The sequence below is a fragment of the Streptomyces sp. NPDC014907 genome, assembly GCF_055562975.1.
This window is the reverse complement of the sequence record NZ_JBVHEG010000004.1, coordinates 562,005-584,007: the sequence shown is the minus strand read 5'-3', so window position 1 is coordinate 584,007 and position 22,003 is coordinate 562,005. Positions and strand designations below refer to the sequence as shown.

21 protein-coding genes are annotated in these 22,003 nt (G+C 73.0%); 11 read left to right on the top strand and 10 right to left on the bottom strand.

The genetic code is table 11. The features are described 5' to 3' along the window. Positions 1 to 6: 6 nt before the first annotated feature. The 4 genes from ACZ3IL_RS14855 to ACZ3IL_RS14840 all read left to right on the top strand — a co-directional run bounded on the left by ACZ3IL_RS14855 (position 7) and on the right by ACZ3IL_RS14840 (position 2,936). Positions 7 to 627: an L-threonylcarbamoyladenylate synthase gene (locus ACZ3IL_RS14855; protein ID WP_467390261.1), complete on the top strand. Its 621-nt coding sequence runs from the start codon at positions 7 to 9 to the stop codon at positions 625 to 627. A gap of 75 nt (positions 628 to 702) precedes the next feature. Then, a complete protein-coding gene (locus ACZ3IL_RS14850) occupies positions 703 to 2,178 on the top strand; it encodes an AlkA N-terminal domain-containing protein (protein WP_467390259.1) in 1,476 nt (491 codons plus the stop codon). A 13-nt stretch (positions 2,179 to 2,191) separates the two neighbouring features. Continuing rightward, positions 2,192 to 2,692, top strand: coding sequence for a methylated-DNA--[protein]-cysteine S-methyltransferase (locus ACZ3IL_RS14845; RefSeq protein WP_467390257.1), 501 nt, complete (start codon positions 2,192 to 2,194; stop codon positions 2,690 to 2,692). 40 nt (positions 2,693 to 2,732) lie between these two features. After that, positions 2,733 to 2,936 (top strand): type II toxin-antitoxin system VapB family antitoxin, encoded by a 204-nt coding sequence (locus tag ACZ3IL_RS14840; protein ID WP_467390255.1) that lies wholly within the window; start codon positions 2,733 to 2,735, stop codon positions 2,934 to 2,936. A gap of 65 nt (positions 2,937 to 3,001) precedes the next feature. On the opposite strand, the gene ACZ3IL_RS14835 is transcribed toward ACZ3IL_RS14840, so the two are convergent. Further along, positions 3,002 to 4,693 carry a BCCT family transporter gene (locus tag ACZ3IL_RS14835; RefSeq protein ID WP_467390253.1) on the bottom strand — a complete coding sequence of 564 codons (1,692 nt, stop codon included), beginning with the start codon at positions 4,691 to 4,693 and terminating at the stop codon, positions 3,002 to 3,004. A 112-nt stretch (positions 4,694 to 4,805) separates the two neighbouring features. On the opposite strand from ACZ3IL_RS14835, the gene ACZ3IL_RS14830 reads away from it, so the two are divergent. Then, entirely contained in the window at positions 4,806 to 5,957 is a 1,152-nt protein-coding gene (locus ACZ3IL_RS14830; RefSeq protein ID WP_467390251.1) for a glycerate kinase, read from the top strand. Positions 5,958 to 6,210: 253 nt separating this feature from the next. Here ACZ3IL_RS14830 and ACZ3IL_RS14825 read toward each other — a convergent pair whose 3' ends face one another. Further along, complete coding sequence (locus ACZ3IL_RS14825; RefSeq protein ID WP_467390249.1) at positions 6,211 to 7,413, bottom strand: PucR family transcriptional regulator; 1,203 nt, start codon at positions 7,411 to 7,413, stop codon at positions 6,211 to 6,213. Between the two features lie 197 nt (positions 7,414 to 7,610). On the opposite strand from ACZ3IL_RS14825, the gene ACZ3IL_RS14820 reads away from it, so the two are divergent. From ACZ3IL_RS14820 to ACZ3IL_RS14800, 5 genes are read left to right on the top strand one after another with little or no spacing between them, the layout of a single operon-like run. Then, positions 7,611 to 8,429, top strand: a complete 819-nt coding sequence (locus tag ACZ3IL_RS14820) for an ABC transporter ATP-binding protein (RefSeq protein WP_467390247.1) — start codon at positions 7,611 to 7,613, stop codon at positions 8,427 to 8,429. Next, positions 8,426 to 9,238 (top strand): ABC transporter ATP-binding protein, encoded by an 813-nt coding sequence (locus ACZ3IL_RS14815; RefSeq protein WP_467390245.1) that lies wholly within the window; start codon positions 8,426 to 8,428, stop codon positions 9,236 to 9,238. The genes ACZ3IL_RS14820 and ACZ3IL_RS14815 overlap by 4 nt, the downstream gene beginning before the upstream one ends. After that, positions 9,235 to 10,125 (top strand): branched-chain amino acid ABC transporter permease, encoded by an 891-nt coding sequence (locus ACZ3IL_RS14810; protein ID WP_467390243.1) that lies wholly within the window; start codon positions 9,235 to 9,237, stop codon positions 10,123 to 10,125. Before ACZ3IL_RS14815 ends, ACZ3IL_RS14810 begins: the two co-directional genes overlap by 4 nt. After that, the gene (locus ACZ3IL_RS14805; RefSeq protein ID WP_467390241.1) at positions 10,118 to 11,257 is read left to right on the top strand and encodes a branched-chain amino acid ABC transporter permease; all 1,140 of its coding nucleotides are present in this window, start codon (positions 10,118 to 10,120) and stop codon (positions 11,255 to 11,257) included. The genes ACZ3IL_RS14810 and ACZ3IL_RS14805 overlap by 8 nt, the downstream gene beginning before the upstream one ends. Further along, positions 11,254 to 12,519, top strand: a complete 1,266-nt coding sequence (locus ACZ3IL_RS14800; RefSeq protein WP_467390239.1) for an ABC transporter substrate-binding protein — start codon at positions 11,254 to 11,256, stop codon at positions 12,517 to 12,519. The genes ACZ3IL_RS14805 and ACZ3IL_RS14800 overlap by 4 nt, the downstream gene beginning before the upstream one ends. Before the next feature lie 7 nt (positions 12,520 to 12,526). Here the strand turns inward: ACZ3IL_RS14800 and ACZ3IL_RS14795 are convergent, their stop codons facing one another. Then, a complete protein-coding gene (locus ACZ3IL_RS14795) occupies positions 12,527 to 13,363 on the bottom strand; it encodes an NAD-dependent epimerase/dehydratase family protein (RefSeq protein ID WP_467390236.1) in 837 nt (278 codons plus the stop codon). Between the two features lie 57 nt (positions 13,364 to 13,420). On the opposite strand from ACZ3IL_RS14795, the gene ACZ3IL_RS14790 reads away from it, so the two are divergent. Continuing rightward, entirely contained in the window at positions 13,421 to 14,068 is a 648-nt protein-coding gene (locus ACZ3IL_RS14790; RefSeq protein ID WP_467390233.1) for a GNAT family N-acetyltransferase, read from the top strand. Between the two features lie 64 nt (positions 14,069 to 14,132). Here the strand turns inward: ACZ3IL_RS14790 and pssA are convergent, their stop codons facing one another. The 7 genes from pssA to ccrA all read right to left on the bottom strand — a co-directional run bounded on the left by pssA (position 14,133) and on the right by ccrA (position 21,899). Continuing rightward, positions 14,133 to 14,999, bottom strand: a complete 867-nt coding sequence (pssA, locus tag ACZ3IL_RS14785; protein WP_467390231.1) for a CDP-diacylglycerol--serine O-phosphatidyltransferase — start codon at positions 14,997 to 14,999, stop codon at positions 14,133 to 14,135. Continuing rightward, on the bottom strand, positions 14,992 to 15,648 hold the full coding sequence (locus ACZ3IL_RS14780) for a phosphatidylserine decarboxylase (RefSeq protein WP_388695929.1): 657 nt from the start codon (positions 15,646 to 15,648) through the stop codon (positions 14,992 to 14,994). The genes pssA and ACZ3IL_RS14780 overlap by 8 nt, the downstream gene beginning before the upstream one ends. 168 nt (positions 15,649 to 15,816) lie before the next feature. Beyond that, positions 15,817 to 17,022 (bottom strand): acyl-CoA dehydrogenase family protein, encoded by a 1,206-nt coding sequence (locus ACZ3IL_RS14775; RefSeq protein ID WP_388695927.1) that lies wholly within the window; start codon positions 17,020 to 17,022, stop codon positions 15,817 to 15,819. A 2-nt stretch (positions 17,023 to 17,024) separates the two neighbouring features. Then, complete coding sequence (locus tag ACZ3IL_RS14770; protein ID WP_467390227.1) at positions 17,025 to 17,549, bottom strand: MaoC family dehydratase; 525 nt, start codon at positions 17,547 to 17,549, stop codon at positions 17,025 to 17,027. A 5-nt stretch (positions 17,550 to 17,554) separates the two neighbouring features. Beyond that, positions 17,555 to 18,529 (bottom strand): HpcH/HpaI aldolase/citrate lyase family protein, encoded by a 975-nt coding sequence (locus ACZ3IL_RS14765; protein ID WP_467390225.1) that lies wholly within the window; start codon positions 18,527 to 18,529, stop codon positions 17,555 to 17,557. Beyond that, positions 18,526 to 20,547 (bottom strand): protein meaA, encoded by a 2,022-nt coding sequence (locus tag ACZ3IL_RS14760; protein ID WP_467390224.1) that lies wholly within the window; start codon positions 20,545 to 20,547, stop codon positions 18,526 to 18,528. Before ACZ3IL_RS14760 ends, ACZ3IL_RS14765 begins: the two co-directional genes overlap by 4 nt. A 14-nt stretch (positions 20,548 to 20,561) precedes the next feature. Further along, a complete protein-coding gene (gene ccrA, locus ACZ3IL_RS14755) occupies positions 20,562 to 21,899 on the bottom strand; it encodes a crotonyl-CoA carboxylase/reductase (protein WP_467390223.1) in 1,338 nt (445 codons plus the stop codon). Positions 21,900 to 22,003: the final 104 nt, after the last annotated feature.

The window sequence follows — 22,003 nt, the reverse complement described above, 5'->3', positions numbered from 1 at the left end:
GTCCCCATGGCCAAGTACTTCGACGTGCACCCCGACAACCCGCAGCCGCGCACCATCTCGGCGGTGGCCGACAGCATCCGGAACGGGGCGCTCGTCGCGTACCCGACCGACTCCTGCTACGCGCTCGGCACCCGCATGGGCAGCCGTGACGGCATCAGCCGCATCCGGACGATCCGCGACCTGGACGACCGGCACCACTTCACCCTCATGTGCCGGGACTTCGCCCAGCTGGGCCAGCTCGTGCACATCGACAACGACGTCTTCCGCGCCGTCAAGGCGGCCACCCCCGGCCCGTACACCTTCATCCTGCCCGGCACCAAGGAGGTGCCGCGCCAGCTCCTCCACCCCAAGAAGAAGACGGTCGGCGTCCGCATCCCCGACCACGTCGCCACCCAGGCGCTCCTCGCCGAACTCGGAGAGCCGATGCTCTCCAGCACCCTGCTCCTGCCCGACGAGGCCGAACCGCTGACCCAGGGCTGGGAGATCAAGGAACGGCTCGACCACCAGGTCGACGCCGTCCTCGACTCCGGCGACTGCGGCACCGAACCCACCACCGTCGTCGACTTCTCCGGCGGCGAGCCCGAGATCGTCCGCCGGGGAGCGGGGGACACCGCGCGGTTCGAGTAGGAAGCCCCCCGGGGGCCGGACGGCCATGTCGTTTTTCCGCCAGCCCGGACGCCGTCCGCCCCCGACCATGGAGACATGCACACCGACACCGAGCGCTGCGTACGGGCCGTCCGCTCGAAGGACGCCCGCTTCGACGGCGTGTTCTTCACGGCCGTCCGCACCACCCGGATCTACTGCCGGCCGAGCTGCCCGGTCGTCCCGCCCAAGCCCGAGAACATGGAGTTCCACCCCAGCGCCGCCTCCTGCCAGCGCGCCGGCTTCCGGGCCTGCAAGCGGTGCCGGCCCGACACCAGCCCCGGCTCGCCCCAGTGGAACGTCCGGGCCGACGCCGTCGCCCGCGCGATGCGGCTCATCCAGGACGGCGTCGTCGACCGGGAGGGCGTCCCCGGCCTCGCCCGGCGGCTCGGCTGGTCCACCCGCCAGATCGAACGCCAGCTCCTCGCCGAACTGGGCGCCGGCCCCCTCGCCCTGGCCCGCGCCCAGCGCGCCCAGACCGCGCGGGTGCTCATCGAGACGACCCCGATGCGCCTGGGCGAGATCGCCTTCGCCGCCGGGTTCTCCTCCATCCGCACCTTCAACGACACCGTCCGCGAGGTCTTCGCCCTCACCCCCGGCGAACTGCGCGCCCGGGCCGCCCGCCCGGCCGCGCTCCGGGCGCCCACCCCCGGCGTGATCTGCCTCCGGCTGCCGTTCCGCGCGCCCTTCGAACCCTCCAACGTCTTCGGCCACCTCGCGGCGACCGCCGTCCCCGGCGTCGAGGAGTGGCGGGACGGCGCCTACCGGCGGACCCTGCGCCTCCCGTACGGGCACGGCGTCGTCGCCCTCGCCCCCCGCGCCGGCCACGTCGCCTGCCGGCTCTCCCTCACCGACCCCCGCGACCTCACCCACGCCATCAGCCGCTGCCGGCGCCTCCTCGACCTCGACGCCGACCCCGTCGCCGTGGACGAACGGCTGCGCGCCGACCCGTCGCTCGCCCCGCTCGTGGACGCCGCGCCCGGCCGCCGGGTGCCCGGCTCCGTCGACCCCGCCGAGTTCGCCGTACGGGCCGTCCTCGGCCAGCAGGTCTCCACCGCCGCAGCCCGCACCCACGCCGCCCGGCTCGTCGCCGCGCACGGCGTCCCCGTCGACGACCCCGAGGGCGGCCTCACCCACCTCTTCCCGGAACCCGGCGCGCTCGCGGCCCTCGACCCCGAGACCCTGGCCCTGCCCCGCAGCCGCCGCACCACCCTCCTCACCCTGGTCCGGGCCCTCGCGGGCGGCACGCTCGCCCTCGGCCCCGCCGACGACCGCGAGGAGGCCCGCGCCCGGCTGCTCGCCCTGCCCGGCTTCGGCCCCTGGACCACGGAGATCATCGCCATGCGGGCCCTCGGCGACCCCGACGCCTTCCTCCCCGGCGACCTCGGCGTCCGCCGCGCCGCCGAGCGCCTCGGCCTGCCCGTCACCCCGGCCGCGCTGACCGCCCGCGCCGCGCACTGGCGCCCCTGGCGCGCCTACGCCGTCCAGTACCTCTGGGCGACCGACGCCCACCCGGTCAACCACCCGCCCTCCTGAGGAGACCGCCCCCGTGCCCACCGTCCAGCACACCGCCGTGGACAGCCCGTACGACCCGCTGACCCTCGTCGCCGTCGACGGGGTCCTCAGCCGCCTCCACATGACCGGCCAGCGCCACCGCCCGCCCGAGGAGACCTTCGGCGCACCCGACCCGCGCCCCTTCGGGGAGGCGATCCGCCAGCTCGACGCCTACTTCGCCGGCGGACTCACCGAGTTCGACCTGCCGCTGCACCTCGTCGGCACCCCGTTCCAGCTGCGCGTCTGGGAGCGGCTGCGCCTCATCCCGTACGGGGAGACCCGGACGTACGGCGAACTCGCCGAGGAACTGGGCAGCCCCGGCGCCTCCCGCGCCGTGGGCCTCGCCAACGGCCGGAACCCCGTCGGCATCATCGTCCCCTGCCACCGGGTGGTCGGGACCGGCGGCGGGCTCACCGGCTACGGCGGCGGCCTCGACCGCAAACGGCGGCTCCTGGCCTTCGAGTCGGGTACGCCGGAACCCGACGCCCTCTTCTGAACCCCGCCCCCTTTCCCGGCCGGGGTGTTAGGTTCCCGGCATGGCCAAGGTGAACATCGGGCTCGACGCCGAACTCGTCGTGGAAGTCATGGTCCTGGCGGGGATCAACAACCCCCAGGACGCCGTCGAGGCGATCGTCCGCGACTACATCGCCCGCGGCCACCGCACCGAGGCCCTGGTCGCCGGCCGGGACGAACCGCGGCGCACCGGAGAGATCGTCCCGCCCGAGCCCCCGCAGGGCTGAGACAACCCGAGCCCCCCTGGGGAGCTGAGGCGACCCGAGCCCCCCGGGCCGAGACCGCCGGGGCCTCAGCCCTCCCGGTCCGGGGGCTCCGCGTCGCGGCGCGCCCTCGCCGCGCGCCGCAGCCGGGGATGACGGTCGCCGCCCTGCTCGGTCATCGCCTCGCCGACCATGGAACGCACCGCGTCCCGCAGCCCGTGCAGGGCCTGGTGCCGCGCCGGGCCCGCCCCCGGGTCCTCCCGCAGCTCCTTCACGAGCGCCCAGCAGAGCGCCAGCATCGCCACCACGAACGGCAGCGCCACCAGGATCGTCGCCGTCTGGAGCGAGTCCAGGCCGCCCACCACGAGCAGCGCCGCCGCCACGGCTGCCATCAGGACGCCCCAGACCACCACCAGCCAGGTCGGCGGATGGAGCGAACCGCGGCTCGTCAGCGACCCCATCACCAGGGAGGCCGAGTCGGCGCTGGTGATGAAGTACGTCATCACCAGGAGCATCGCCACCACCGACGTGAGCGTGCCCAGCGGCAGCGCCTCCAGCATCCCGAACAGCGAGGCCTCCGCCCCGTCCTTCACCGTCGCCGCCAGGTCCGCGGCGCCCGTCGACTCCAGCCGGATCGCCGTGCCGCCCATCACGCAGAACCACACCACCGTCGCCCCCGACGGCACCAGCAGCACGCCCACCAGGAACTCCCGGACCGTCCGGCCCCGCGAGATCCGGGCGATGAACGTGCCGACGAAGGGCGCCCAGGACAGCCACCACGCCCAGTAGAAGATCGTCCACGTCCCCAACCAGCCGGGGTCGGTGAACGCCCCGGTCCGGGTCGCCATCGGCAGCAGCTGGTGCAGGTAGCCGCCGACGGACGCCGGGATGGTGTCCAGGACGTAGACGGTCGGCCCGAGCAGGAAGACGAAGAGCATCAGACAGGCCGCGAGGACGACGTTCAGCGTGGACAGCCACTTCACGCCCTTGTGGAGGCCGGAGAAGGCCGACAGGACGAAGGCCGCCGACAGCGCCACGATGACGACGAGCTGGACGCCCTTCGTGTTCTCCACGCCCATGGTCAGGTTCAGCCCCTCGGCGACCTGGAGGGCGCCGAGCCCCAGGCTCGTCGCCGTGCCGAACACGGTCGCGAACACCGCGAGCAGGTCGATCGCCTTGCCCGGCCAGGAGGCCGCCCGCCGCGCCCCCATCAGCGGCACGAAGGCGGAACTCAGCCGGTTCCCGCGCCCCTTGCGGAAGCCCGCGTACGCCAGGGCGAGGCCCGTGATGCCGTAGATCGCCCACGGGGTGAGCGTCCAGTGGAAGAACGAGTACTCCATGGCGGTGAGGGCCGCCCCGCCCGTCCCCGCGGGGACCCCGCTCGCCGGCGGCGGGTCCAGGAAGTGCTGGAGCGGCTCCCCGACCCCGTAGAACATCAGGCCGATGCCCATGCCGGCGCTGAACATCATCGCGATCCACGCCAGGTTCGTGAACTCGGGCTCGGAGTCGTCCGGGCCCAGCCTGATCCGGCCGAACCGGCTCAGCGCCAGCACCACGCACAGCACCAGGAAGACGTCCGCCGCGACCACGAACAGCCAGGCGAAGTTGGAGAGGACCCAGTCCAGGGCCGTGGAGGAGGCACTGTCGAAGGACTCCTCGCCCAGGGCCGCCCAGGCCACGGCCGCGACGACGGCCGTGACCCCGATCCCGATGACCTTGCCGTCAGGCGCGTGCCGCCCGTCCGGGGCTGCCGGGGCGCGCTCGCTCGGTTCCGTGCTCATGCGACCCCACTATGGTGCGGAACGTCCGTGCGGCGGGGGGTGGCACGCCGTCCGGCGGTCCGGATAGGGTCGGCGGCGGCGCGACTGCACGTTCGAAAGCAAGGGATGCAAGGTGACGGACGGAGCAGCAACTGAGGTCGCCCGCGTGCTCGTGGCGGCCGACAAGTTCAAGGGTTCGCTCACGGCGGTGGAGGTCGCGCGGCGGGTCTCGGCGGGTCTGCGGCGGGTCGTCCCGGACCTCGTGGTGGAGACGCTGCCGGTCGCGGACGGCGGCGACGGCACCGTCGCGGCGGCCGTCGCCGCCGGGTTCGAGCGCCGTGAACTGACCGTGACGGGGCCGCTCGGCGAACCGGTCACCGCCGCGTTCGCGCTGCGCGGCACCACCGCCGTCGTCGAGATGGCGGAGGCGTCCGGCCTCCAGCTCCTCCCGCCCGGCGTGTTCGCCCCGCTCACCGCGACCACGTACGGTTCCGGCGAACTGCTCCGCGCCGCCCTGGACGCCGGTGCGACCACCGTCGTCCTCGGCGTCGGCGGCAGCGCCACCACCGACGGCGGCGCCGGGATGCTCGCCGCGCTCGGCGCCCGCTTCCTCGACGCGACGGGCGAGCCCGTCGGCCCCGGCGGCGCGGCCCTCGCGGACCTGGCCTCGGCCGACCTCACCGGCCTCGACCCCCGCTTCGCCACGGTCGACCTGATCCTCGCGAGCGACGTCGACAACCCCCTCACCGGTCCCAAGGGCGCCCCCGCCGTCTACGGCCCGCAGAAGGGCGCCACCCCGGACGACGTCCGGACCCTGGACGCGGCCCTCGCCCACTTCGCCACCGTCCTGGAGAAGGCCGTCGGCCCCCGGGCGGCCGAGGCCGCCGCCGCTCCCGGCGCGGGCGGCGCGGGCGGCGTCGGCTACGGCGCCCTCGTCCTCGGCGCGAGCTTCCGTCCCGGCATCGAGCTGATGCTGGAGGTCCTCGGCTTCGCCCCCGCACTGGAGCGCGCCACCCTCGTCATCACGGGCGAGGGCTCCCTCGACGAGCAGACCCTGCACGGCAAGGCCCCGGCGGGCGTCGCCGCGGCGGCCCGCGCCGCGGGCAAGGAGGTCGTCGCCGTCTGCGGCCGCCTCGCCCTGCCCGCCGAGTCCCTGGGCAGGGCCGGCATCCGTCGCGCCTACCCCCTCACGGACCTGGAACCGGACACGGCGAAGTGCATCGCGAACGCGGGCCCGCTCCTGGAGGACGTGGCGGCGGGCATCGCGCGCGACTTCCTGTCGTAGCACCGCGCCGGGCGCGCCGCCCGCACGGGCCGGGAGGACCACCGGGCCCGTACGGGCGGCACGCCCCCGTCCCCACCGCGCGGACGGCCACCGCCCCGGCCCCCCGGACCCGTTCAGCCTTCCGGACCCGTTCAGCCCCCCGGCCCGTTCAGGCCTCCGGCCCGTTCAGCTCTCCGGCCCGTTCGGCTCTCCGGCCCATTCAGCGCCCCGGACCCGTTCAGGCCTCCGGCCCGTTCAGCCCCCCCGGGCCTGCTCAGCCCTCCGGCCCGGTCAGGCGGAACGCGTCCAGGGCCAGGGTCATCTCCGTGAGGTCCCGGGGCCGGGACAGCGACCGCGACGTGAGCTGTTCGAGCCGCCGCAACCGGTTGAAGACCGTGTTCCGGTGGCAGTACAGACGTCCCGCCGCCCGCCCCGCCGAGCCCTCGCACTCCAGCCACGCGTCCAGGGTCTCCAGGAGCACCGCCCGGTCCGCCGGTTCCAGTTCCAGGAGGCCGCCCAGGACCTCCGAGACCAGCAGCTCCGCCATCTCCGGCCGGCCCACCACCAGCGCGCCCGCCATCCGGCGGTCGAGCCGCACGATCTGCCGGCTGCCCGGCGGACACGTGCGCAGCGCCAGCTCCGCGAGCCGCCGCGCCCGGCCCAGCCCGGTCAGGCCCACCACCACCGGACTGATCCCGCCCGGCCCCGGACACCGCCCGTCGAGGAGTTCCGACAGGGCGTCCAGCCCCGCGTCCCCGGTGAACGCCGCCACCCCCAGCTCGCAGTCCGCGCCCATCCGCCACAGGAACCGCACCCCCTCGCCCTGCACCTGACGGTGGAACGGCTCCCGCTCCTCCCGCCGGTCGTAGCGCAGCACCACCACCGCGTACCGTCCCTGCTCCGCCAGGTCCAGGCCCGCCGCCGCCCGCGCCACCAGCTCGGGCGAGTGCCGGTCCTGGAGGAGCGCGTCGAGGAGCGCCTGCAACTGCTCGTCCGTACGGCTGCGCAGCTCCAGCTCCGTCTCCCGGTACGCCTCCGACGCCGTGTCCGCCTGCGCGTCCACCGCCGACCACACCGTCGTCGCCGACTGCGTCAGCGCCGCCAGCCGGGCCGCGTCCGCCCCCGCGTCCTCGATCAGCGCGTCCCACACCAGGTGCCCGGCGTGCCGGTAGGCGTGCACGACCAGTTCGAGCGGCATGCCCTGCGCGGCCCGCCGCCGGCCCAGCCGGTCGGCGTGCTCCAGGTCCCGCCGGGGCGAGTCGCGGGGCGCCGAGATCATCTCGATCCCGATCCGCATCGCCTCGTGCGCCTCCTGCCAGTGCTGGTCGTACGGCATGATCCGCCCGTAGGCGGGCTCGTACGCGTGAAGTTCCCTCAGATGCTCGTCCACCAGCTCCGGCACCCGCTCCAGAAGGTCCGCGCACGCCCGGGCGAGCACCTTCCAGTCGTCACCGGTCCGCCGTCTGCGCCGTCCCATGCGGGCAGGATTCCCCCTCCCGGCCCCTCCCGCACACCCCTGGAGCGCGGTGTTGTGCGCGTGCACAACCCCCCGCCGCGCCCGCTGGTCACCGGCAGCGTTTCCGCCCCGGGACGTGGACGCGCGGTCCGGCGCGGTGCTGGGGTGAGCGCCACCGAACGGCCGGGCCGACGAGGGCGCCCGGCGAAGGGGGAGACATGGGAGGTACCGCACCCGCCCTGGAGGTCACGGACCTGACGGCGGGATACGGCCCGGTGCGCGCGCTGCGCCGGGTGTCGCTGACCGTCCCGGCGGGCGCCGTCGTCACCGTCCTGGGCGCCAACGGGGCCGGCAAGTCGACCCTGCTGCGGGCCGTCTCGCGCACCCTGCGGTTCCACGGCGGCGGCGTGGTCTCCGGCACGGTGAGCCGCGACGGACGGCCGCTCGACGGGCTGCCGCCCGACCGGATCGTCGCCGCCGGGGTCTCCCAGGTGCCCGAGGGCCGCCAGGTCTTCGCCCGGATGACGGTCGAGGACAACCTGCGCGCCGGCGCGCTCGGCAGCCGGGGCGGCCGGGCCGCCAGGGCCGCGGCCCTCCGCCGGGTCCACGACCTCTTCCCGGTCCTCGCCGAGCGCGCCCGCCAGCCGGCCGGACTGCTCTCCGGCGGCGAACAGCAGATGCTCGCCGTCGGCCGCGCCCTGATGGCCGCGCCCGGCCTGCTCCTCCTGGACGAACCCTCCCTCGGTCTCGCCCCGCTGATGGCGGCCCGGATCGCGGACGCCGTCCGGGAGATCAACGCCCAGGGAACCGCCGTGCTCCTCGTCGAGCAGAACGCGGCGCTCGCGCTGCGCCTCGCCTCCCTCGCGTACGTCCTGGAGGTCGGCGAGGTCACCCTCTCCGGTCCCGCCGCCGAACTCGCCGCCTCCGACGAGGTGCGCCGCCGCTACCTGGGCGTGGTCGACGAGGACGCCGCCGCCGACGCGGCCCGCGCCGCCACCGCCCCTCCGGTCCTGTCCCGCTGGGAGGAGACCCGATGACCCCGTCCCCCCGGCCCGGCACGTCCGGAACCGGACCGCCCCCCGCCCTCCACGTCCGCGACCTCACCGTCCGGTTCGCCGGGCTCACCGCCCTCGACGCCGTCGGCTTCACCGTCCGGCCCGGCACCGTCCACGCCCTCATCGGCCCCAACGGGGCCGGCAAGTCCACCTGCTTCAACGTGCTCTCCGGCGTCTACCGCGCCACCTCGGGCTCCGTGCGCCTCGGTCCGCACGAACTGACCGGCCTGCCCCCGCACCGGATCGCGGACCTGGGCGTCGGCCGGATCTTCCAGAACCTGGCCCTGCCGCCCCGCGCCACCGTCGAGGACAGCCTGATGCTCGGCCGCCACCGGCTCACCCGCACCGGCTTCCTCGCCGCCGGGCTCCGGCTCCCCTCCGCCGTCCGCGAGGAGGCCCGGCACCGGGCCAGGGTCCGGGAGATCGCGGCCTTCGTCGGCCTGGAGCGGCAGCTCGCCAGCCCCGCGGGCTCCCTCCCGTACGGGCAGCAGAAGCTCGCCGAACTCGCCCGCGCCCTCTGCACGGAGCCCGCCCTCCTGCTCCTCGACGAGCCCGTCGCCGGGATGACCGCCGACGAACGGCGCCGGACCGCCTCCGTCATCGCCGGGGTCCGCGACGGCCTGGGCATCTCGGTGCTCCTCGTCGAGCACGACATGGGCCTGGTGATGCGGCTCGCCGACTCCGTCACCGTCCTCGACTTCGGCCGCCGGATCGCCGACGGGGCACCCGCCGACGTGCAGGGCGACCCGGCGGTCGTCCGCGCCTACCTCGGAGAGGAGCCCGCCGCGTGAGCACCTTCGCGGAGTTCCTGATCAACGGCGTCTCGCTGGGCTCGATCTACGCCCTCGTCGCCCTCGGCTTCGTCGTCATCTTCCGTGCCACGGAGGTCGTCAACTTCGCCCACGCCTCCCTCCTCCTGGCCGGCGGCTACGTCACCGCCGTGCTCCACGACGAGATCGGCTTCTGGCCCGCGCTGCTCGCCGGCGTCGCCGGCGCGGCGGCGGTCGGCGCGGCCGTCGAGTTCCTCGTCATGCGCCGTCACCGGGGCTCCGACCACAGCGTCCTCGCCATCGTCACCATCGGCGTCGACATCCTGCTCGCCACCGAACTGACCCGCCGGATCGGCACCGACATCCTCCCCCTGGGGGACCCCTGGGGCGACGCCGTCGTCACCGCCGGACCGGTCACCGTCGCCCAGACCCGGATCGCCGCCCTCCTCGCGGCGGCCCTCCTCATCACCGCCTTCCTGCTCGCCTTCCGGTACACCTCCTGGGGCGTCGCCATGCGGGCCGCCGCCGAGAGCCGGGAGACCGCCGCGCTCATGGGCATCCGGCTCGGCCGGGTCTCGCTCGGCGCCTGGGCGGTCGCCGGCGGTCTCGCCGCCGTCGCCGCGCTCTTCCTCACCGTCTTCCCGACCCCCGGTCTGGAACGGGCCACCTCGCTCGCCGCCCTCAAGGCGTTCCCGGCCGCGATCCTCGGGGGCCTCGACTCGACCACGGGCGCCCTCGTCGGAGGCCTCCTCGTCGGCGTCACCGAGTCCCTGGTCACCGGCTACCAGGGCGACCTGGCGTTCCTCGGCCGGGGGATCGGCGACCTCGCCCCGTACCTCGTCATGGTCGCCGTGCTCCTGGTCCGCCCGGCCGGACTCTTCGGCACGAAGGAGCCCGCCCGTGTCTGAGACCCCCGCCCGCCCCGCCGGCACGGAGCGTCCCGCCGCGTCCGGGGCCCCCGCCCGCGCCCGCCTCCGGGGCCGCCCCGCGCTCTACGGAGGGGCCGCCGCCGGCCTCGTCCTGCTCGCCCTGCCCTTCTACCTGGACCGCTTCTGGCTCCAGGCCGGCCTGTTCGCCATGGCCGCCGCCCTCGGCGCCGTCGGGATCAACCTGCTGACCGGTGCCACCGGCCAGCTCTCGATGGGGCACGCCTTCTTCCTCGCCGTCGGCGCCTACGGCTACTGCGCCTTCGCCGGGGACGGCGGCGACGGCCTCACCGGCCTCGGTCTGCCCGGCTGGCTCGCCGCCGTCCTCGCGGTCGTCCTCGCCGGCCTCGCGGGCGGGGTGTTCAGCCCCATCGCGGGACGGCTGCACGGCGCGTACCTCGGCATCGCCACCCTCGCCCTGATCTTCATCGGGCAGCACGTGCTCTTCAACGCCCACGACCTCACCGGGGGCTACAACGGCCGCGCCGTCCCGCCGCTCTCCCTCTTCGGCCTCTCCTTCGACGACACCGAGGTGCTCGTCGCCCAGGTCCCCTTCGGCGCCGTCGAGAAGCTCTGGTACCTGGGGCTCGCGCTGCTCCTCGCCGGGGTGCTCTTCGCCGGGGGAGTCCTCCGGGGCCGCCCCGGCCGCGCCATGAACGCCATCCGGGACCACCGCATCGCCGCCGGCGTCATGGGCGTCCCCGTGGCCCGTCACCGCGCCGCCGTCTTCGTCCTCTCCTCCATGTACGCGGGCCTGGCGGGAGTCCTGCTCGCCCTGGTCTTCCAGCGGACCGTGCCGGAGTACTTCGGCATGGCCCTCTCCCTCGAGTACCTGGCCATGATCGTCATCGGCGGCCTCGGCTCGGTCGCCGGCGCCGTGGCCGGGGGCGTCTTCGTCGCCCTCCTGCCCCAGCTCCTCACCCGGTACGGCGACGCCCTGCCGCTGGTCTCCGCGCCCGGGACGGGCGGGATCGCGCCGGGGGAGGCCGCCCGCTACCTGTACGGCGCCGCCGTCGTCGCGGTCGTGCTGTTCCTGCCCGGCGGCCTCGTCCGCCTCGCCGCCCGGACCCCCGAGACCCCCACGTCCACCGAACCCCCAGGGGAGACACGATGAACCACAGACGACAGGCCGTGCGGGGCCTGGCCGCCGCGCTCGCCGCGCTGGTCGCCCTCACCGCCGCCGGATGCAGCTCCAAGGCGAAGACCGGCGACGGGAAGCGGACCGGCGCGGACGGGGTGAGGACCGGCGAGGGCGTCACCGACGGCACGATCGCGCTCGGCGCGCTCACCGACATGACCGGCGTGTACGCCACGCTCGGCAAGAGCGTCACCCAGGCCCAGCAGCTCTACGTGAAGCAGGTCAACGCCGCCGGCGGGATCTGCGGCCGGCGCCTGGAACTGACGGTCCGCGACCACGGCTACGACCCGCGGAAGGCCCTCGCCGCCTACACCGAGCTGGAGCCGAAGGTCGTCGGCTACGCCCAGTTTATCGGCTCCCCGTTCGTCGCCGCCGTCAAGCAGCTCATCGACACCCGGGACAAGGGCCTCGTCCTGCCGCAGGCCTGGTCGGCCTCGCTGCTCGGCTCGCCGTACATCCGCGTCCTGGGCTCCACGTACGACATCGAGACGATCAACGCCGTCGACTTCCTCGTCAAGGAGAAGGGGCTCCGGAAGGGCGACCGGCTCGGGCACGTCTACTTCGAGGGCGACTACGGAGAGAACGCCCTCGAAGGATCGAAGTACGCGGCGGACAAGGCGGGCCTGACCGTCGTCGAGCAGAAGATCAAGCCCACCGACAACGACATGTCCGCGCAGGTCGCGGCGCTCAAGCGGGCCGGGGTCAAGGCCGTCGTCGTCAGCGCAGGCCCCCGCCAGGCCGCCTCCCTCGTCGGCGTGGCCGCCGCGACCGGTCTGAAGGTCCCGGTCGTCGGCAACAACTCGGCCTTCGCCCCCCAGCTCCTCGGCACCCAGGCCGGTCCCGCCCTGGAGAAGATGTACTGGTTCGCCTCCCCGAGCCTCCCCGTCGGCGCGGACACCCCGGTCGCGAAGAAGCTGGTCGCCGACTACAGGGCCGCCCACCCGGGCGACACCCTCGACAACGGCGTCGTCGCCGGCTGGACCGCCGCGAGCGTCTTCGGCGAGGCCCTGAAGAAGGCCTGCGCCGACAAGGACCTCACCCGCGAGGGCGTCGGCAGGGCGCTGCTCACCCTGACGGCGTACGACGCCGGCTTCGGCATGACCCACGACCTCGGCGACCCGAAGGCGCCGTCGTCCCGCGAGTCCGTCATCGTCCAGCCGGACAAGTCCGTCCCCGGCGGCATGCGCACGGTCCGGCGGCCCTTCGTCTCGGACGCGGCGAAGACCTACAGGCCGTAGGCGCCCGTCACCGCTCCTGGTCGGCGAAGCCCGTCCGCCAGGACGGGCGGGCCGGGACCCAGCCGAGCGCGCGGGCCCGGGCGTTCAGGGCGCCCCGGGCCCAGGGCGTCCGGCCCCCGGTCCGCGCGGGGGCCGGGACGCCCAGGGCCTCCGCCAGGACCGGCAGCCAGGCGTGACCGGGCGCGGGCTCGTCGTCCACCACGTTGTACGCCCCCGGGGGCCAGGCCAGGGCCCGCACGGCGGCGTCGGCGGCGTCGGCCACGTGCACGAAGGAGCTCACCGAATCGTCGGCCGCCACGCTCCCCAGGAACCGGGCCCCCGGGTCCCCGGCGAGCGCGGCGGCGACGGCGCCGCCCGGCGCGTACCAGGTGCCGGGGCCGTAGAGGATTCCGTACCGCAGGACCACGGCCTCCGGCAGCCCGGCCACCGCCGACTCCAGGGCGCGCACCCCGGCGACGATCCGGGCCCTGGGGGCCTCCTCCGCCGGGTCCAGCGGCACGGACTCGTCGGCGGGCCCGTCTCCGGGGGCGTACGCCCAGGAGATCGACTGCGCCACGATCCGCCGGACGCCCGCCGCGCGCGCCGCGTCCACCAGGTTCCGGGTGCCCTCGACGCGGACCCGGTTGTTGGCGGCCCCGTCCGCCCCGCTCAGATCGGTGAGCTGGTGCACCACCGCGTCCGGCGCGGCCCCGGCCACCGCCCGCCGCACCGCCCCGGCGTCGAGCACGTCCACCGGGCGCGGACCGTGCCGAGAGATGCCCACGACCTCGTGGCCCGCCGCCTCCAGGAGGGGGACGAGCCGGCGACCCACGGCGCCCGTGGCGCCCGCGACCAGTACGCGCATGGACGCAGCTTAGAGGGACGTCACCTCCCGGAAACAACGCGGTGTGAAGCTCGTCCCATGCACCCGCTCTCCACGAACCCGCTCTCCGGAGACCCGCTCTCCACGAATCCCCTCTCCGGGGCCCCGCTCTCCGGGGACCGCTCGCGCCCCGGCCGCCTCCGTGCCGGGGAAGCCCCGGCGGCCGGCCGCGTCGAACGCCTCACTCCCGGCGCCGTGCGCGCCCACGCCCCGGAGGGGCTCGCCGCGCTCCTGGTGGACGCCGTGGACGACGGGGCCTCCGTGGGCTTCCGCGCGCCCCTGGACCCCGTCGAGGCGGCCTCCTGGTGGTCGGGGGCCGCCGGCGAGGCCGAGCGGGGCGTCCGGGACGTCTGGGCGGTCCGGGACGGGGAGGGGCGCCCGGTCGGGGCCGTCACCCTGGTCCGTACCGCCACCGCCAACGGTCGGCACCGGGGAGAGATCGCCCGGCTCCTGGTCCACCGTTCCGCGCGGGGCCGCGGCCTCGGCCGGAGCCTCCTCGCCGCGGCCGAGGCGCACGCCGCCGCCACCGGCCTGACCCTGCTGGTCCTGGACACCCAAACCGGCAGCCCGGCCGAGCGCCTCTACCGGGGCGCGGGCTGGACGGCCGCCGGGACGATCCCGGACTTCGCCGCCGACCCGGCCGGGGTCCTGCGCCCCACCACGCTGTACTACAAGCGCCTCGGGTGAACCCCGGCCACGCGAAAGGGCCCGGAAGGCGAGTCGCCTTCCGGGCCCTTTCGTACGCCGTCCGCTACGGCAGCTGTGCCGCCCGCGCCTCCCGGCTCTCGCGCCGGTTGCCGCGGAAGGTGTTCACCCGGCGGGCCGTCGCGAAGAGGGGGATCACGGCGCCCAGGACGACCTGGAGGGCGCAGCCGGTCTGGAGCAGGAACGCCCCGCCCGGGGCGTCGAACGCCCAGGCGGCCAGCATGCCCATCGCGCCGACGATCCAGCAGAGCATCGCCACCGCGAGCACACCGCGCGGCTTCGGGTACTCGACCCGGCTCACCATCAGCCAGGCCACCCCGATGATCGCGAGCAGCGTCGGGACGAACGGCAGCTCCAGGAGCACGATCGAGACCACCGTCAGCGCCCCGAAGGGGCTCGGCATGCCCTGGAACATGCCGTCCTTCATCGTCACGCAGGAGAATCTCGCGAGCCTGAGCACCACCGCGAGCAGCACCACGATCGCGGCCACGGCCGAGACCTTCTGCTGCGCGTCGTCCGCGACCATGCCGTACACGAGCACGAAGTAGGCGGGGGCGAGACCGAAGCTGATCAGGTCCGACAGGTTGTCGAGCTCGGCGCCCATCGGGGAGCTGCGGAGCTTGCGCGCCACCAGCCCGTCGAAGAGGTCGAAGACCGCCGCGCACAGCATCAGGATCACGGCGGTGGCGGCGCTGTTGCGCGCCATGCCGGTCTCGTTGCTGCCGGTGAGGTGCGGGATGAGGATGCCCGTGGTGGTGAAGTACACGGCCATGAAACCGCACGTGGCGTTACCGAGCGTGAGGGCGTCCGCTATGGACAGCCTCAGCGACAACGGCATCTCCTCGGCCTCCTCGGCCGCCCGCGCCTCGGCGTCGGCGGCCCAGTCGGCCGTCTGTGTGTCGGGATCAATCACGGTCAATGCGAGTCACCCCCGCTGTGGTGACCTGGCCGACCTCGACCGCGACCTCGACGCCCTCGGGGAGGTAGATGTCGACGCGCGAGCCGAAGCGGATCAGGCCGATGCGGTCGCCCTGCTCCACCTTCGTCCCCTGCGGGACGTACGGCACGATGCGCCGGGCGACGGCGCCCGCGATCTGTACCATCTCGATGTCGCCGAGCTCGGTGTCGAAGTGCCAGACAACGCGCTCGTTGTTCTCGCTCTCCTTGTTGAACGCCGGGACGAACCCGCCGGGGATGTGCTCCACGGACGTCACCGTGCCGGCCAGCGGCGCGCGGTTGACGTGGACGTTCAGCGGGCTCATGAAGATGGCGACCCGGGTGCGTCCGTCCTTCCACGGCATGATGCTCTGCACCACACCGTCGGCGGGGGAGATGACCCGGCCCTGAGCGATCTCGCGCTCGGGGTCGCGGAAGAACCACAGCATGCCGGCCGCGAGCGCGGTGGTCGGCACGGCGATGGCCGCGGCGCGCCTCGACCCGCGCGCGCGCACGAGGCTGAGCGCCGCGGTGGCGACGGTCGGCAGGAGCCACGGCGATGCTCCGCGCGCGAGGCGTACGCCCTTGAGGCTGTCGCGGTGTGCAGAGGTTTGGCTGTGGGGCATGGATGACCTTCGTAGCGGATGATGCCGCACTGGCAACGGGGACGGCGGCTTTCCGGCGATGCTATCGGTTGCGGGGCGCAACTGGGCAAGCCAGGAACCGAGTCGGCGGCCGGAAGACGAACACGGGGTGTGATCTTCTTCGCGGCCGAACCGGCTCAAAAGCGACAATCAACCCTGGAATCGGTACTCCTCCAGCAACCGGCGACCAATGATCATTTTCTGGATCTCGGCGGTACCTTCGCCGATGAGCAGCATCGGAGCCTCCCGGTAGAGGCGCTCGATCTCGTACTCCTTGGAGAAGCCGTATCCGCCGTGAATGCGGAAGGCGTCCTCGACGACCTCCTTGCAGTACTCGGAGGCGAGGTACTTCGCCATCCCTGCTTCGAGGTCGTTTCGTTCGCCGGAGTCCTTTTTGCGTGCTGCGTTCACCATCATGGCATGGGCGGCCTCGACCTTGGTAGCCATTTCGGCCAATTTGAACTGGATCGCCTGGTGCTGGGCGATGGCCTTGCCAAAGGTGTGGCGCTGCTGGGCGTACGAAACGCCCAGTTCGAACGCACGCTGAGCGACGCCGCACCCACGCGCCGCCACATTCACGCGTCCGACCTCGACGCCGTCCATCATCTGGTAGAAGCCCCGGCCGGTGACTCCGCCGAGCACACGATTGGCCGGAATACGCAGTCCGTCCATGATGAGCTCGGTCGTGTCGACGCCCTTGTAGCCCATCTTGTCGATCTTCCCGGGGATGGTGAGGCCCGGACGGACCTCTCCGAAGCCGGGCTCCTTCTCCACGAGGAAGGTCGTCATCGACTTGTGCGGGGCGGTGCCCTCCGGGTGTCCTTCGTCACTCCGGACGAGAACGGCCACCAGCGACGAGGTGCCGCCGTTCGTCAGCCACATCTTCTGGCCGTTGAGGACGTACTCGTCACCGTCCCTGACGGCCTTCGAGGTGATGGCCGACACGTCCGACCCGAGGGCCGGCTCCGACATCGAGAACGCGCCGCGCGTCTCGCCGGCCGCCATCCGGGGGAGGAAGTACTCCTTCTGCTCCTGCGTGCCGTGCTGCTTGAGCATGTACGCCACGATGAAGTGGGTGTTGATGATGCCGGAGACCGACATCCAGCCGCGGGCGATCTCCTCCACGCACAGCGCGTAGGTGAGCAGCGACTCGCCCAGGCCCCCGTACTCCTCGGGGATCATCAGGCCGAAGACGCCGAGCTCCTTGAGCCCGTCCACGATCTGCTGGGGGTACTCGTCGCGGTGCTCCAGGCCGGTCGCGACCGGGATGATCTCCTTGTCCACGAAGTCGCGGACGGTGGCCAGGATCTCCTGCTGGACATCGGTCAGACCGTGGGTCTGGGCGAGTCGCGCCATGACTACTTCTCCGACTTCTTGGAGGGCTCGACGAGCGTGGGGCGGCCGGGCTGCTCGCCGCCGCGCTCCTTGACGTACGTCTCGGTGGGGACCATCACCTTGCGGCGGAAGACGCACACCAGGGTGCCGTCCTGCTTGTAGCCCTTGGTCTCGACGTACACGATGCCGCGGTCGTTCTTCGACTTCGAAGGGGTCTTGTCGAGGACCGTCGTCTCGCCGTAGATCGTGTCGCCGTGGAAGGTCGGCGCCACGTGCCGCAGCGACTCGATCTCCAGGTTGGCGATGGCCTTGCCGGAGACGTCCGGCACGGACATGCCGAGCAGCAGCGAGTAGACGTAGTTGCCGACGACGACGTTCCTGCCGAAGTCCGTCGTGTTCTCGGCGTAGTTCACGTCCATGTGCAGCGGATGGTGGTTCATCGTGAGCAGGCAGAAGAGGTGGTCGTCGTACTCCGTGACCGTCTTCCCGGGCCAGTGCTTGTAGACGGCACCGACTTCGAACTCCTCGTACGTGCGGCCGAACTGCATCGGGATCAGGCCTCCGGGATCTCGAACTTGGTGGTACGCCGCATGCCGGCGGCGCGGCCCTTGCCGGAGATGACCAGGGCCATCTTGCGGGAGGCCTCGTCGATCATCTCGTCGCCGAGCATCGCGGAGCCCTTCTTCCCGCCGGCCTCGGACGTGTAGTAGTCGTACGCGTCGAGGATCAGCTCGGCGTGGTCGTAGTCCTCCTGCGAGGGCGAGAAGATCTCGTTCGCGGCGGCGACCTGGTCCGGGTGCAGCACCCACTTGCCGTCGAAGCCCAGGGCGGCGGCACGCCGCGCGACGGCCCGGTAGCCCTCCTGGTTGCGGATCTGGAGGTAGGGGCCGTCGATCGCCTGGAGGTTGTTGGCGCGGGCGGCCATCAGGATGCTCATCAGGATGTGGTGGTACGCGTCCGCCGGGTAGCCGGGCGGCTGCTCGCCCACGACGAGCGACTTCATGTTGATGGAGGCCATGAAGTCGGCCGGACCGAAGATGATCGTCTCGACGCGCTGGGAGGCCCGCGCGATCGCGTTGACGTTGTTCAGGCCCTGCGCGTTCTCGATCTGCGCCTCGATGCCGATCTTGCCGACCTCGAAGCCCATCGTCTTCTCGATCTGGGTGAGCAGCAGGTCCAGCGCGACGACCTGCTGCGCGTCCTGGACCTTCGGCAGCATGATGCAGTCGAGGTTCTGGCCGGCGCCCTCGACGACCGTGACGACGTCCCGGTACGTCCAGTGGGTCGTCCAGTCGTTGACGCGGACCACGCGCGTCTTGCCGGTCCAGTCGCCCTCGTTCAGGAACTTCACGATGGTGTGCCGGGCCTCGGGCTTGGCCAGCGGGGCGCAGGCGTCCTCCAGGTCCAGGAAGACCTGGTCGGCGGCGAGGCCCTGGGCCTTCTCCAGGAAGCGCGGGTTCGAGCCGGGGACCGCCAGACAGGAACGGCGGGGGCGCAGCCGGTTCACGGGAGACGCGGGGCTGGTCATGCGGGGACCTCCGTACTTTCGGGGGAGCTGAGCTTGTTGGCTCTGCGGATCTCGTCGACGATACGGCCGATGATCTCCGTGATGCCGAAGTCCTTCGGGGTGAAGACGGCGGCCACGCCCGCGCGCCTCAGTTCCGCCGCGTCGGCGTTCGGGATGATCCCGCCGACGACGACGGGGATGTCGGCCGCGCCCGCCTCGCGGAGGCGGCCGAGCACGTCCGGGACCAGCTCGGCGTGCGAGCCGGAGAGGATCGACAGGCCCACGCAGTGCACGTCCTCGGCCAGGGCGGCGTCGACGATCTGTTCGGGGGTCAGCCGGATGCCCTGGTAGACCACCTCGAAACCGGCGTCGCGCGCGCGTACGGCGATCTGCTCGGCCCCGTTGGAGTGCCCGTCGAGACCGGGCTTGCCGACGAGCAGCCGCAGCCGCCCGGCGCCCAGCTCCCCGGCGGTCCGCGCCACCTTCTCCCGCACCAGGGCCAGCGGCGTGCCCGCCTCGGCCGTCACCGCGACCGGGGCGGAGGACACGCCCGTGGGGGCGCGGAACTCGCCGAAGACGTCCCGCAGCGCCCAGGACCACTCCCCGGTGGTGACGCCCGCGCGGGCGCACTCCAGGGTGGCGGCGAAGAGGTTGCCGTCGCCGGCCGCCGTCGCCTTCAGCTTCGCCAGGGACTCCTGGGCACGGGCCTCGTCGCGGCGGTCGCGCCACTCGTGGAGGGCGGCGACCACCCGTGCCTCGTTCGCCGGGTCCACCGTCATGATCGCGGTGTCCAGGTCGGCGGTGAGCGGGTTCTCCTCGGTCGCCTGGAAGATGTTGACGCCGACGATCTTCTCCTCGCCGGCCTCGATCCGGGCGCGCCGCTCGGCGTGCGAGGAGACGAGCTGCGACTTGAGGTAGCCGGACTCGACGGCCGCCATCGCGCCGCCCATCTCCTGGATGCGGTCGATCTCGGCCAGGCACTCCTCGACGAGGGCGTCCACCTTGGCCTCGACCACGTGCGAGCCCGCGAAGATGTCCTCGTACTCCAGCAGGTCGGACTCGTGGGCGAGCACCTGCTGGATGCGCAGGGACCACTGCTGGTCCCAGGGCCGGGGCAGGCCCAGGGCCTCGTTCCAGGCGGGGAGCTGGACGGCCCGCGCGCGGGCGTCCTTCGAGAGGGTGACGGCCAGCATCTCCAGGACGATCCGCTGGACGTTGTTCTCCGGCTGGGCCTCGGTCAGGCCGAGCGAGTTGACCTGCACGCCGTAGCGGAACCGGCGCTGCTTGGGGTTCTCGATGCCGTACCGCTCGCGGGTGATCGTGTCCCAGATGCGGCCGAAGGCGCGCATCTTGCACATCTCCTCGATGAAGCGGACGCCCGCGTTCACGAAGAACGAGATGCGGGCGACCACCTCCCCGAAGCGGTCCTCCGGGACCTGGCCGGAGGCCCGGACCGCGTCGAGCACCGCGATGGCGGTGGACATCGCGTACGAGATCTCCTGGACCGGAGTGGCCCCCGCCTCCTGCAGGTGGTAGCTGCAGATGTTGATCGGGTTCCACTTCGGCATGCTGTTCACCGTGTAGGTGATCATGTCCGTCGTGAGGCGGAGGGAGGGGCCGGGCGGGAAGACGTGCGTCCCGCGCGACAGGTACTCCTTCACGATGTCGTTCTGGGTGGTGCCCTGGAGCCGGGTGACGTCCGCGCCCTGCTCCTCCGCGACCACCTGGTAGAGCGCCAGGAGCCACATCGCCGTGGCGTTGATCGTCATCGAGGTGTTCATCTGCTCCAGGGGGATGTCCTGGAACAGCCGGCGCATGTCGCCGAGGTGCGAGACGGGGACCCCGACCCGGCCTACCTCGCCGCGGGCGAGGACGTGGTCGGGATCGTAGCCCGTCTGCGTCGGCAGGTCGAAGGCGACCGAGAGGCCGGTCTGACCCTTGGCGAGGTTGCGCCGGTACAGCTCGTTGGACGCCTCGGCGGTCGAGTGACCGGCGTACGTCCGCATGAGCCACGGCCGGTCCTTCTGGCGCTCAGTCATCTGTGGTCCCGGGTTCAGATGTTGCGGAAGCGGTTGATGGCGTCGATGTGCTGGGCCCGCATCTCCGGGTCGCGCACGCCCAGGCCCTCCCGGGGCGCGAGGGCGAGGACGCCGACCTTGCCCTGGTGGAGGTTGCGGTGGACGTCGTAGGCGGCCTGGCCGGTCTCCTCCAGGGAGTAGACCTTCGACAGGGTCGGGTGGATCTTGCCCTTGGCGATCAGGCGGTTGGCCTCCCACGCCTCGCGGTAGTTCGCGAAGTGCGAGCCGATGATCCGCTTGAGCGACATCCACAGGTAGCGGTTGTCGTACTGGTGCATGTAGCCGGAGGTGGAGGCGCAGGTGGTGATGGTGCCGCCCTTGCGGGTGACGTACACGGAGGCGCCGAAGGTCTCGCGGCCCGGGTGCTCGAAGACGATGTCGATGTCCTCGCCGCCGGTCAGTTCGCGGATGCGCTTGCCGAAGCGCTTCCACTCCTTCGGGTCCTGGGTGTGCTCGTCCTTCCAGAACTTGTAGCCCTCGGCGTTGCGGTCGATGACCGCCTCGGCGCCCATGGACCGGCAGATGTCGGCCTTCTCGGGGGAGGAGACGACACAGATCGGGTTGGCGCCGCCGGCCAGGGCGAACTGCGTGGCGTACGAGCCGAGGCCGCCGCTGGCGCCCCAGATGAGGACGTTGTCGCCCTGCTTCATGCCGGCGCCGTTGCGGGAGACCAGCTGGCGGTACGCGGTGGAGTTGACGAGGCCCGGGGCCGCCGCCTCCTCCCAGCTCAGGTGGTCCGGCTTCGGCATCAGCTGGTTGGACTTGACGAGGGCGATCTCCGCCAGGCCGCCGAAGTTGGTCTCGAAGCCCCAGATGCGCTGCTCGGGGTCGAGCATCGTGTCGTTGTGGCCGTCCGAGGACTCCAGCTCGACCGAGAGGCAGTGCGCGACGACCTCGTCGCCCGGCTTCCAGGAGTTGACGCCCGGGCCGGTGCGCAGGACGACGCCCGCGAGGTCGGAGCCGATGACGTGGTACGGCAGGTCGTGGCGCTTGGTCAGCTCGGAGAGGCGGCCGTAGCGCTCCAGGAAGCCGAAGGTCGACACCGGCTCGAAGATCGAGGTCCACACCGAGTTGTAGTTGACCGAGGAGGCCATGACGGCGACGAGCGCCTCGCCCGGGCCGAGCTCGGGCAGCGGGACCTGGTCGAGGTGGAGCGACTTGCGCGGGTCCTTGTCGCGGCTGGCGAGGCCGGCGAACATCTCGGCCTCGTCCTTGTGGACGGTGACGGCGCGGTACGACTCGGGGAGCTGGATGTTCGCGAAGTCGGCGGACGTGGAGTCCGAGGACTGGATCGCGTCCAGGATTTCCTTCACGGGTTGCCTCCGGCGGTGAGCGTCCGGGGAGGACGCCTGGGGGTTGCGACGGGGAGTGCTGCTGCTGTGGAGGTGTGCCGTCGGTTCGGCTGGGTGGTGCGGTG